Origin of the sequence: Humidesulfovibrio sp., assembly GCF_035560995.1 — a bacterium.
GTDB lineage: Bacteria > Desulfobacterota > Desulfovibrionia > Desulfovibrionales > Desulfovibrionaceae > Humidesulfovibrio.
Window position 1 is genome coordinate 1 of record NZ_DATMYK010000182.1, and the last position, 11253, is coordinate 11253.

The window sequence follows — 11253 nt, forward strand, 5'->3', positions numbered from 1 at the left end:
AGAAAGAGGCGTACATGCCCAGAAGCCCGGCGAAAAACTGCACCACCGGGAAGAGCAGGGTGCCGAAAAGACTGATGCCGGCGAAATTGCCGAGGATCAAGAGGCCGATGATGAACAGCACCCCGTAGCGGCCCAGCTCCATGTAGCGCCAGGCCAGGTCCTCCGGCAGGAAGCGCGCCACGATGTTGCTGCCGTCCAGCGGGGGAATGGGCAGCAGGTTGAAGGCCCCGATGAGCAGGCTGACGTACACGCCCGCCTGGGCCATGGTCAGCATGGGCACCAGCACGCGCACGGCCATGCCTTCGGGGTCCTCCACGGGCACGCTGCCCAGGGCGTGGAACAGGGCGGCGCACAGGGCGGCCACCAGCACGTTGGCTCCCGGCCCGGCAAGGGCCACCAGGAGCATGCCCGTGCGCGGGTTCTTGAAGTAGCGCGCGTCCACGGGCACGGGCCGGGCCCAGCCGATGTGCGGCGGAACCAGCATGATCAGAAAGCCGAAGGGATCGACGTGCTTGACCGGGTTCAGGGTGATGCGGCCCGCCAGCTTGGCCGTGGGGTCGCCCAGCCAGCTGGCCACCAGGCCGTGTGCGGCCTCGTGGCAGGTGATGGTCAGGAGCAGCGGCACAAGAAGCACCGTCAGTTCGCGGAGGTATTGGGCGAGATCGGACATGGGTAAGGCGGCTAGCACGAAGCGCCAGCAGGGGCAAGGGGCAAAGTTCCCGCCTCCCGTCCGCGCGGCCCCGGCCCTCGCCCGCTCAGACGGGCCCGCCTGGGCGCCGGACGCGAAAAAGCCCGGAGGGCTTTCGCCTTCCGGGCTTTATCTTTTCTGGCTCCCCGACACGGACTTGAACCGCGAACCTAGTGATTAACAGTCACCCGCTCTGCCGATTGAGCTACCGGGGAAGAGCCGCTTCATGCGGCGGAGGACTCTTTACGCCGAACTCGCTCGCGAGGTCAAGAAATTTCTCGCCACAAATTTGCAGGTGCGGCACGGGACCTTCATCAATCATAAGTTTTGACTTCGGGGGCACGCCGGAGTATCTCCCGCCCTTGACTGCCGGGGGCGTATGGCATAGGCGTACAGCGTACCCAGGCGAATGGTTTGAGACATTTTTTAGAGTCCGCACACCCCTAGGGAGAGACCCGTTTTGGCCGAAAACGCACACGACGGCGGCGCGGCGAAGAGCTGTGCCCAGTCGACGCATGCCGGGCGCTTCAAGCCCCTGGCCGACGCACTTGCCGCGAAGGACGAGTACAACGACGTCCTGCGCACTCGCATCGACAAGGCTTGCGCCCTGCTCGACGCAGATCTGCAACTCTACCCCAACACCTTCCGCAAGAACATCCATATTGCGGAAATCATAAAAACCTACGGAGAGCTGGACGAGACCGCCCTGGCCGAAGTGGGCAAGGTGTTCCGCCTGGCTGGCCGCATGACCTCCTTGAGGTCCTTCGGCAAGGTGACCTTCGTGAAGCTCCAGGACTCGGGCGAGTCCATGCAGATCTTCGTTGCGCGCGACGACCTGGGCCCGGAGACGTACCAGATCTTCAAGAAGTTCGACATGGGCGACATCGTGGGCGTTGAGGGCGACCTCTTCCGCACCAAGACCGGCGAGCTCACCATCCGGGCCAAATCCGTCAGCCTGGTGACCAAGTCCATGCGCCCCCTGCCGGAGAAGTACCACGGCCTGAAGGACATGGAGACCCGCTACCGTCAGCGGTACGTGGACCTCATCGTCACGCCCAAGACCAGCGAAATCTTCCGCAAGCGCACCATGATCGTGCGCGGCATCCGCAATTACCTCGACTCCAAGGGCTTCCTTGAGGTCGAAACGCCCATGATGCAGCCCATTCCGGGCGGCGCCACGGCCAAGCCGTTTGAGACCCACCACAATGCGCTGGACATGAAGCTCTACATGCGCATCGCGCCGGAGCTGTACCTGAAGCGCCTGCTCGTGGGCGGGTTCGAGAAGGTCTACGAGATCAACCGCAACTTCCGCAACGAAGGCATCAGCACCCGGCACAACCCGGAATTCACGATGCTTGAGTTCTACTGGGCCTACGCCAATTTCTACGACCTGATGGACCTGACCGAGGACATGATCTCCGGCGTGGCCCGGGATGTTTGCGGCACCACCATCGTGCGCTACCAGGACCAGGACATCGACCTGACCCCGGGCAAGTGGACGCGCATGAGCTTCCACGAGTCCATCGAGAAGATCGGCGGCGTGGACCCGGAGGACTACAAGGACTATGACCGCTGCGCGGCGCTGGTGCGCAAGAGCGGCGAGAAGGCCGTCAAGGGCGAGAAGCTGGGCAAGCTGCAGGCCAAGCTCTTCGACATCTTCGTAGAGCCCAAGCTCATCCAGCCGCACTTCATCTATCATTACCCGACGGACATCTCGCCCCTTTCGCGCCGCAACGAGGACAACCCGGACATCACCGACCGCTTCGAGCTGTTCGTGGTGGGCCGCGAGCTGGGCAACGCCTTTTCCGAGCTGAACGACCCCGTGGACCAACGCGGCCGCTTCGAGGACCAGGTGAAGGAAAAGGCCGCGGGCGACGACGAGGCCCACTTCATGGACGAGGATTACGTGCGCGCCCTGGAGTACGGCATGCCCCCGGCCGCGGGCCAGGGCATCGGCATCGACCGTCTCGTCATGCTTTTGACGGATTCGCCGTCCATCCGCGAGGTCATCCTGTTCCCGCTGCTCAGGCCGGAGATCACCCAAGGTGGCGGCGGTTCCTCCTCAGCGGCCGGACCGGCCATCGAGCCCGCATGAACTTTGAATTCCTGATCGCCCTGCGCTACATCTTCGCGCTGCGCAAGCAGTCGTTCATCGCGGTGATCTCGCTCTTCGCGGTGTGCGGCGTAGCGTTGGGCGTGGCCGCGCTCATCGTGGTCATCGGGGTGATGAACGGCTTCACCAAGGACCTGCGCGACAAGATCCTGGGCGTCAACGCCCACGTCATCGTCAGCGCCTTCACCGGCGGCATCCACGACCACCAGGCCCTGGCCGACTTGTGCCGCCAGGTTCCGGGGGTCAAGGGCGTCACGCCCTTCGTGTACTCCGAGGTCATGCTCTCCGCCAGCGGCGGCGTGAAGGGCGTGGTCCTGCGCGGCATCGAAATCGGCACCGCCGACCAGGTGCTCAGCCTGACCAAGGACATGGTCACCGGAAGCGTCAAGGATTTGGAAGAAAAGGACGGCCTGCCCGGCGTCGTCATCGGGGCGGAGATGGCCAAGCGCCTGGGGCTCACCCTCGGCGCCACGGTGAACCTTCTTTCCCCCACGGGCACGCAAAGCTCCATCGGCTTCACGCCCAAGGTGCGCGTGTTCCGCGTGGCGGGCATTTTCCGCACCGGCATGTACGAGTACGACGCGACCCTGGGCTATGTGACCGTGGACGCCGCACGCAATCTGCTTGGATTCAAGGAAAATGTTGTCTCCGGGCTCGAGGTGCGCCTGAACGACGTGTACAAGGCCGGAGAGATCAGCGAACAGCTGCGGGCCAAGCTGCACGACTATCCGGTGTACGTGCGCAACTGGCAGGAGATGAACGCCAATCTCTTTGCCGCGCTGGAACTGGAAAAAACGGCCATGTTCATTATTTTGGCCATGATCGTCCTGGTGGGCTCCTTCAGCATCGTCACCATGCTGGTTATGCTGGTGATGCAGAAGACGAAGGATATCGCCGTGTTGATGAGCCTGGGCGCGGATGAGGGCATGATCCGGCGCATCTTCATGTACCAGGGCAGCTTCATCGGCGCGGTGGGCACGGCCCTTGGCTACGGCATCGGCATTCCGGTGGCGCTGCTGCTCAAGAAGTACCAGTTCATCAAGCTGCCAAGCGATGTGTATCCGGTGGATTATTTGCCTGTACGCCTGGAATTGTTGGACATGACGCTCATCGGCGTGGCGGCCCTGGCGCTGTGCTTCCTGTCCACTTTGTACCCGGCCAGGCGCGCGGCGACGCTCAAACCCTCGGATGCCTTGCGTTATGAATAAAGAGCCGCTATATTTCCTGAACAAGGTTGGCAAGGAATTTGCTGGGCCAGCGGAACGCCTCACGGTTCTGGACGGGATCGACCTGACCATCATGCCTGGAGAGTCTATCGCCATTCTTGGCGCATCGGGCTCCGGCAAGACGACCCTCCTGCACCTTCTGGGCACCCTGGACGCGCCGACCAGCGGAGAGATCTTCTTCTCCGGGCAGGCCCTGGGGAGCCTCGACAACAGGCGCCGGGCCGCGCTTCGCAACAGGGACATCGGATTCGTCTTCCAGTTCCATCACCTGTTGTCGGAGTTCACGACCCTGGAGAACGTCGCCATGCCCGGCCTCATTGCCGGCAAGAGCAAGGAAGAATCCCTTGAGCTTGCGCGGGAGGCCCTGGAGCTGGTGGGATTAGGGGCGAGGATGAGCTTTCCGGTGACCACCCTTTCCGGCGGCGAGCGCCAGCGGGCGGCCATAGCGCGGGCCATTCTCCTCCGGCCGAAGGCCCTTTTGGCCGACGAGCCCACCGGCAACCTGGACGAGAAGACGGGCAGAATGATCGGCGAACTCCTGGTGTCCCTGAACCGGGACTTGGGGATGACTTTCGTGGTCGTAACGCATAACATAGAACTGGCTAACGTCATGGGGCGGCGGCTGGAGTTGCGGTTGGGAGTGCTCTATGCCCAGGGGTAGAAAGACCAAATTTTTCGCACTGGCGGTTCTGGCCCTGGCGCTGGCGGTGTTCGCCACGCCCAGGCAGTTCCTTGCCGCCGTCACCTCCCCGCGGGAGGTCTCGGTGGTGGTTCTGCCGTTCGAGGTCAACGCCGGCGACGATCTGAAGTACCTCCGCCAGGGCTTGCAGGACATGCTGTCCGAGCGCCTGAGCGACGCGGGCTTCACCGTCATTTCGCGCGATGCCCTGGAAAAGGCCCTGGCCTCCAAAGGCCTCCGGCCCACGGACCCCCAGGCCGCCAAAGAGGGCGCGCTCTTGACCGGCGCCACCTACGCCATCACCGGCAGCTTCAGCCAGTTGGGCGAGACCTTGTCGCTCGACGTGCGCGTCAGCGATCCTTTCGGCCTCAAGCTTCCCGTGCCCGTGTCCGTCAGCAAGGACGGCCTCATCAACCTGCTGCCCGCCGTGGACGAACTGGTGGCCAAGATGAAGGGCGACCTCATGGGGCTCGACCGCATCGTGGACATCGAGGTGGAAGGCACCGTGGCCCTGGATCGCGAGGTCGTGCTCATGCGCATGGCCACCAAAAAGGGCGACACCCTCGACTTCAAGACCATCAACGCCGACGTGAAGACCGTGTACGACCTGGGCTACTTTGACGACGTGAAGGCGCTTCTGCGCGATGCTTCCGGCGGCAAGAAGCTCATCGTCCGCGTGGTGGAGAAGCCGCGCATCCTGGCCATCGGCGTCAAGGGCGCCAAGGAGATGAAGAGCGAGGACATCCTCAAGGTCGCCAACTCCAAAAAGGGCGCGGTGTTGAACCCCAAGGTCCTCACCGAAGACATGGCCGCCATCCGCGAGATCTACCGCAAGGACGGCTTCTACAACGCCAAGGTCACGCACGAGATCGAAACCGCGGGACAGGGCCAGGCCCGGCTCAATTTCGTCATCGACGAGGGCAAGAAGCTCTACATCAAGAAGATTGTCATCCAGGGCGCCAAGCAGCTGCCTGAGGACGAGCTGAAGGGCGAGCTTGCCGTGAAGGAACGCGGCCTGTTCTCCTGGTTCACCCAGAGCGGCGTGCTGAAGGAAGAGCTGCTGGAGCGCGACAGCTCCGCCCTGGCCGCCTACTACAACAATCGCGGGTTCATCGACGCCAAGGTCGGCGCGCCCGAGGTCGCCATCGGCGAGGACGGCATCACCATCACCTTCAAGGTGGAGGAGGGACCGCGCTTCAAGGTGGAGAGCGTGCGCGTGGAGGGTGATCTCATCGCCGACGAGCCCAAGCTCATCGCGCTGACCAAGACCTCTGAGCTGGCGAAGGAAAAAGGCTTCCTCGACCGCTCTATGGTGCGCGACGACCTGAAGGCCCTGACCGATTATTACAACAACTTCGGCTACGCCTACGCGGAAGCCAACGTGCGCATGAACGACCACCCGGAAGAAAAATCCGTGGACATCATTTTCGTCATGCGCAAGCTGCAAAAGGTCCACATCCGTCGCGTGCTCATCGAAGGCAACACCAAGACCCGCGACAACGTCATTCTGCGCGAAATGCGCTTGGCCGACGGCTCGCAGTTCAACGGTGAGAAGCTCAAGCGCTCCAGCGAGCGTCTGGACAAGCTGGGCTACTTCTCCAGTGTGGACATTGAGCCCGTGCCCACAGGCAACCCGGACGAGATGGACCTCAAGGTCAAGGTGAAGGACAAGGACACCGGCAAGATCGGCGGCGGCGTGGGCTACTCCACGTATGACTCCGTGTACCTGGCCGCCTCCGTGGAAGAGGCCAACCTCTTCGGCAAGGGCTGGAGCTCCAGCCTGAACGGCCAGTGGGGCGCCAAGAAGACCGCCTACACCTTCACGGCCATGAACCCCCGCTGGGACGACAGCAACCTGGGCGTGGGCTTCCAGCTCTTCGACCGCAAGGAAGACTACGTGGCCTACAACCGCGACTCCCTGGGCGGCAAGATCAACTTCTCCTACCCCGTGGGCGAGTACACCAGCCTGCTGTGGGACTACCGCCTTGAGCGCTACAAGATCTACGACGTGGACACCACCTCCGCTTCACAGATCGTGCTCGACTCCATAGGCACGCACACCGCCAGCGTGGCCTCGGCCACCCTCCTGCGCGACACGACCAACGGCGGCTCCACCACCTTGCCTTCAAGCGGCACGGTGAACAGCCTGACCTTCATGTACGGCGGCGGCGCGCTCTTCGGCAGCGACAATTTCATCAAGGGCATCTACGACAACAGCTGGTACCATCCCGTTGTGGGCGACCTGGTGTTCAAGTGGCACGGCCAGGTCGGCTGGGTGGGCAAGAACTTGAGCAGCGACGAGATCCCCATCACGGAACGCTTCGCCCTGGGCGGCAGCGGCACCGTGCGCGGCTACTCGCAGCGCAAGATCACCCCGCTCCAGAACGATGGCTACGGCGCCGTGTACGGCGACAAGGAGGCCTTCGCCAACCTGGAGCTGACGTATCCCATGAGCAAGAAGATGGGCATCTACGGCATCGGCTTCTTCGACGCAGGCAATACCTGGAAGGAAGGGGAGGGCTGGTTCAGCAATCCCAAGCGCGGCGGCGTCATGGCCCCGTCGTTCGGACTGTACAAGAGCGTCGGCCTCGGCATCCTGTGGTATTCGCCCATGGGTCCGCTCAAGATCGAGTACGGCCACGGCCTGGACAACCTGTACGACAGCAGCAACAACAAGGTCGAGTTCAACATGGGGCGCACCTTCTAGCCGACCAGGACCGAACAGGCCCCGCTGGCGGATGCGTTCCGTTTAGACAAGCACTGGCTTCAACACACGTTGAAAGGAGTTATTCACATGCGTAAGTTCCTGGCAGCAGCCTTCTTTCTCCTGCTTTTGCAGTCCGTGGCCTTTGCCGCCGGTCCGGCCAAGGTCGGCATTTTCGATCCCGAAGAGGTGCTGCGCGCCTCTGAGCCCGGCCAGGAGGCCATCAAACAGTTTGAAGCCAAGATGAAGCCCGACAGCGAGCGCATCGAGAAGCAGCAGAAGGACTTCCTGAAGATGCAGGAAGATTTCCAGAAGCAGGCCTTCGCCCTGGCCCCGGAAGCGCGCCAGGACAAGGAACGCGAACTGCGCCGCAAGGAGTTTGAGCTTTCCGAGGCCGTGCGGATGTTCCAGAACGCCGCCAACCGCGAGAAGAGCATCAAGCTGAACGAGATCTTCAAGGTCCTGAACGACGCCGTTACCGACTACTCGTCCAAGAACGGGTACAGCCTCGTCATGGCCAAGACCCAGGGCATCATCTACTACTTCGACCCCACCACGGACATCACCAAGGCCATCACCGCCGAGCTGAACAAGGCCTGGAAGACCCGTAAGAAGTAGGGAGCTGACCCTTATATGCGCCTGTCAGAAGTGGCCGGGAAGGTCGGTTTGACCTTCTCCGGCCACGACATTGACGTCAGCGGAGTGAACACCCTGGCCAAGGCCGGCCAAGGAGACATCGCCCCGCTCTTGCACCGCAAATACCTGCCCCAGCTTGCCGAAACGCAGGCCGGGGCGGTTTTGTGCGAGGAGAAGTTCGCGCCCGAGGGCAAGAGCTGCCTCATCACCCAAAACCCCAAGCTCGACTGGGCCCGCGTCGTGGCGCTCTTCGCCAAGCCGCAGGGCTGCCTCTCGGGCATAAGCTCCCAGGCCTTCGTCCACCCGGAAGCCACGATCGGCGAGGGCGTGACCCTGTACCCCTTCGTGTTCGTCGGCGCGCGGGCCACTGTGGGCGCGGGTTCCACGCTCTTTCCCGGCGTCTACGTGGGCGAGGACTGCGCGGTGGGCGAAAACGCCACCCTGTACCCCAACGTGGCGCTCATGGCGGGAACGGTGCTGGGCGAGAACGCCATCGTCCACGCGGGCGCGGTGCTCGGCAGCGACGGCTACGGCTACGCCCAGAGCCCGCAGGGCCACGTGAAGGTGCCCCAGGTGGGCAACGTGGTCATTGGCCGTGATGTGGAGATCGGCGCCAACGCCGCCATCGACCGCGCGGCGCTGGAATCCACCAAGGTGGGCGACGGCACCAAGATCGACAACCTCGTGCAGATCGCCCACAATGTGGAGACGGGCAAGCATTGCCTGATCATCTCCCAGGTGGGCATCGCCGGCAGCACGAAGCTCGGCAACGGCGTTGTGCTGGCGGGTCAGGCCGGATTGCGCGACAACATCACCCTGGGCGACGGAGTGCAGGTGGCCGCGCAGAGCGGCGTGGGCCAGGATCTTGCGCCAGGCACCATCGTGGGCGGCTCGCCCAGCATGGACGCGGGCACCTACCTCAAGGTTTCGCTTACCCTGCCCAAGCTGCCGGAGCTGATGCGCCGCGTGAAGCGGCTGGAAAAGGCCGCTGAGGGCCAAGACAAGGAGACAGGCCATGAGTAGCGAACAGGACGCAGGCACCCTCAACCTGCCCATCGACATCCGGCGCATCATGGAGCTTCTGCCGCACCGCTACCCCTTCCTGCTGGTGGACCGGGTGCTGGAGCTGGAGCCCGGCGTGCGCATCAAGGCGTATAAGAACGTCACTTTCAACGAGAATTTCTTTCAGGGGCACTTCCCCGGCGAGCCCATCATGCCCGGCGTGCTCATTCTGGAGGCCCTGGCCCAGGCCGGCGGCATCTTCGTGGGCAGCACGCTGAAGGGCCCCATGGGCGAGAAGCTGTTCCTGTTTACCGGCATCGACGAGGCGAAGTTCCGCCGCCCGGTGGTGCCCGGCGACCAGCTGCTGCTGGAGGCTGAGCTCATCCGCCACAAGTTGAACATCTGGAAAATGAAGGGACGCGCCACTGTGGATGGCGCCCTCGTTGCCGAGGGCGTGTTCACCGCCGCAGTCGTGGACAAGGGGAAAAAATAGTGGCGACGACGATCCATCCCACCGCCGTGGTGCATCCCGGCGCGAAGCTCGGCCAGGATGTCCAGGTCGGGGCCTACTGCGTCATCGAGGAGAACGTCATCATCGGCGATGGCTGCCGCCTGGACGCCTTCTCCCAGGTGAAGAACTACACCAGCATGGGCCAGGGCAACCACGTCCACTCCTACGCCTGCCTGGGCGACGAGCCCCAGCACCTCGGCTTCAAGGGCGAGGAGACCTGGGTGCGCGTGGGCGAGCACAACGATTTCCGCGAGTTCGTCACCGTGCACCGGGGCACGCCCCAGGGGCACAAAGCCACCACCATCGGCTCCCACTGCCTGTTCATGGCCTACGCCCACGTGGCGCACGACTGCACCGTGGGCGACCACGTCATCGTGGCCAACGCCGTAAGCATGGCCGGTCATGTGGAGATCGGCGACCACGCCATCGTCTCCGGCATGGCGGCGGTGCAACAGTTCGCGCGCATCGGCGAGTACGCCTTCCTGGGCGGCCTTTCCGGCTACAGCAACGACGTGCCGCCCTACATGCTGGCCCAGGGCACCCGCGGCAAGCTTTACGGCCCGAACCTCATCGGCCTCAAGCGCAAGGGCTTCACCCCGGCGGCCATCGGCGCCATCAAAAAGGCCTACCGCATCATCTTCCGCTCCGGCCTCATGCGCGAGGAAGCTCTGCAGAAGGCCCTGACCGACCTGCCCGGCGTGCCCGAAGTGGAACGCCTTGTGGAGTTCATCAAGAGCACCACGCGCGGCATCACCTCCGACGCCGGACGTTCCTCGTCGGGCGGCGAGGACTAGCCGGAACCCGGGTCCGGGCCGCAATATGAGCGCCCCTTCCGCCACCGTCGCCTCGGGCGTTCCCACCGTCGTCGGGCTCATCGCCGGGGGACGGCAGTTTCCCGTGCTGGTGGCCCAAGGCGTGAAGGAGCAGGGCCACCGGCTCATCGTGGCGGGCTTCACCGGCCACACCAACCCGGACGTCTACCCCCTGGCCGACGCCCACCGGGAGCTGAAGCTGGGCCAGCTGGCCAAGCTCCTCGACTTCCTGCACGAGCACAAGGTGCGCCAGGTGGTCATGGCCGGCACCATCAACAAACCCGGCGTTCTCGATATCCGCCATTTCGACTCCCGCGCCGTGAAGGTGCTTTTGTCCCTGCCCGGCAAGGGCGACGACGCCGTGCTGCGCGCCGTCTCCACCCTGCTGGAGGGCGAGGGCATGGAGCTGGTCTCACCGCAAGTCTATGCCAAGGGGCTGACAACCCCGCCGGGCATACTGACCAAACGCGCCCCGGATGAACGGGAATGGGCCGACCTCAAGCGCGGGGCAGCCCTGGCGCGCGAGATGGGCCGCCTGGACATCGGACAAGGCGTAGTCCTGCGCGAGGGCATCGTGGCCGCCGTGGAGGCCCTGGAGGGCACGGACGCGGCCATCCGGCGCGGCTGCGAGCTGGGCGGGCCCGGCTGCGTGGTGGTGAAGGTCATGAAGCCCGGCCAAGAAGAGCGCGTGGACCTGCCGAGCGTCGGCCCGGACACCGTGCGCGTGTTGGCCAAGGGCCAGGGCACCTGTCTGGGCGTGGAGGCGGGCAAGAGCCTGTTCTTCGACCTGGAAGCGGCCATCGCCGCGGCCGACCGCGCGGGCATCGCCATAGTTGGCCTCACGGACGAGCTTTTGGCGGGCTAGCGACAGATCCTCGGTCG

The 11253-nt window shown here is 64.0% G+C and carries 10 protein-coding genes and 1 tRNA gene; 9 read left to right on the top strand and 2 right to left on the bottom strand.

Annotation, left to right across the window (positions count from 1 at the left end; genetic code table 11):
* Both VN419_RS07000 and VN419_RS07005 read right to left on the bottom strand, forming a co-directional pair.
* Nucleotides 1-670: site-2 protease family protein (locus VN419_RS07000; protein WP_325645877.1), on the bottom strand; the 670-nt coding region annotated here is incomplete at its 3' end.
* A 157-nt stretch (nt 671-827) separates the two neighbouring features.
* Nucleotides 828-903: transfer RNA gene (locus VN419_RS07005), tRNA-Asn, on the bottom strand.
* Nucleotides 904-1223: 320 nt separating this feature from the next.
* Here VN419_RS07005 and lysS point away from each other — a divergent pair.
* The 9 genes from lysS to VN419_RS07050 all read left to right on the top strand — a co-directional run bounded on the left by lysS (nt 1224) and on the right by VN419_RS07050 (nt 11236).
* Nucleotides 1224-2783, top strand: a complete 1560-nt coding sequence (lysS, locus tag VN419_RS07010) for a lysine--tRNA ligase (protein WP_325645896.1) — start codon at nt 1224-1226, stop codon at nt 2781-2783.
* Entirely contained in the window at nt 2780-4009 is a 1230-nt protein-coding gene (locus tag VN419_RS07015) for a lipoprotein-releasing ABC transporter permease subunit (protein ID WP_325645879.1), read from the top strand. Before lysS ends, VN419_RS07015 begins: the two co-directional genes overlap by 4 nt.
* Entirely contained in the window at nt 4002-4688 is a 687-nt protein-coding gene (locus VN419_RS07020; protein ID WP_325645881.1) for an ABC transporter ATP-binding protein, read from the top strand. The genes VN419_RS07015 and VN419_RS07020 overlap by 8 nt, the downstream gene beginning before the upstream one ends.
* Entirely contained in the window at nt 4675-7413 is a 2739-nt protein-coding gene (bamA, locus tag VN419_RS07025; protein ID WP_325645884.1) for an outer membrane protein assembly factor BamA, read from the top strand. The genes VN419_RS07020 and bamA overlap by 14 nt, the downstream gene beginning before the upstream one ends.
* An 87-nt stretch (nt 7414-7500) precedes the next feature.
* A complete protein-coding gene (locus VN419_RS07030; protein WP_325645886.1) occupies nt 7501-8028 on the top strand; it encodes an OmpH family outer membrane protein in 528 nt (175 codons plus the stop codon).
* A gap of 15 nt (nt 8029-8043) precedes the next feature.
* Nucleotides 8044-9069 carry a UDP-3-O-(3-hydroxymyristoyl)glucosamine N-acyltransferase gene (gene lpxD, locus VN419_RS07035; RefSeq protein WP_325645888.1) on the top strand — a complete coding sequence of 342 codons (1026 nt, stop codon included), beginning with the start codon at nt 8044-8046 and terminating at the stop codon, nt 9067-9069.
* On the top strand, nt 9062-9541 hold the full coding sequence (gene fabZ / locus VN419_RS07040; RefSeq protein ID WP_325645890.1) for a 3-hydroxyacyl-ACP dehydratase FabZ: 480 nt from the start codon (nt 9062-9064) through the stop codon (nt 9539-9541). The genes lpxD and fabZ overlap by 8 nt, the downstream gene beginning before the upstream one ends.
* The gene (lpxA, locus tag VN419_RS07045; RefSeq protein WP_325645892.1) at nt 9541-10353 is read left to right on the top strand and encodes an acyl-ACP--UDP-N-acetylglucosamine O-acyltransferase; all 813 of its coding nucleotides are present in this window, start codon (nt 9541-9543) and stop codon (nt 10351-10353) included. The genes fabZ and lpxA overlap by 1 nt, the downstream gene beginning before the upstream one ends.
* Before the next feature lie 25 nt (nt 10354-10378).
* Nucleotides 10379-11236 (top strand): LpxI family protein, encoded by an 858-nt coding sequence (locus VN419_RS07050; RefSeq protein ID WP_325645894.1) that lies wholly within the window; start codon nt 10379-10381, stop codon nt 11234-11236.
* Nucleotides 11237-11253 lie beyond the last annotated feature (17 nt).

Coding starts and splice junctions, on each gene's coding strand:
- VN419_RS07015 (WP_325645879.1), top strand. CDS start 2,780: ATGAACTTTGAATTCCTGATCGCCCTGCGCTACATCTTCGCGCTGCGC.
- VN419_RS07050 (WP_325645894.1), top strand. CDS start 10,379: ATGAGCGCCCCTTCCGCCACCGTCGCCTCGGGCGTTCCCACCGTCGTC.
- VN419_RS07030 (WP_325645886.1), top strand. CDS start 7,501: ATGCGTAAGTTCCTGGCAGCAGCCTTCTTTCTCCTGCTTTTGCAGTCC.
- fabZ (WP_325645890.1), top strand. CDS start 9,062: ATGAGTAGCGAACAGGACGCAGGCACCCTCAACCTGCCCATCGACATC.
- lpxD (WP_325645888.1), top strand. CDS start 8,044: ATGCGCCTGTCAGAAGTGGCCGGGAAGGTCGGTTTGACCTTCTCCGGC.
- bamA (WP_325645884.1), top strand. CDS start 4,675: ATGCCCAGGGGTAGAAAGACCAAATTTTTCGCACTGGCGGTTCTGGCC.
- VN419_RS07020 (WP_325645881.1), top strand. CDS start 4,002: ATGAATAAAGAGCCGCTATATTTCCTGAACAAGGTTGGCAAGGAATTT.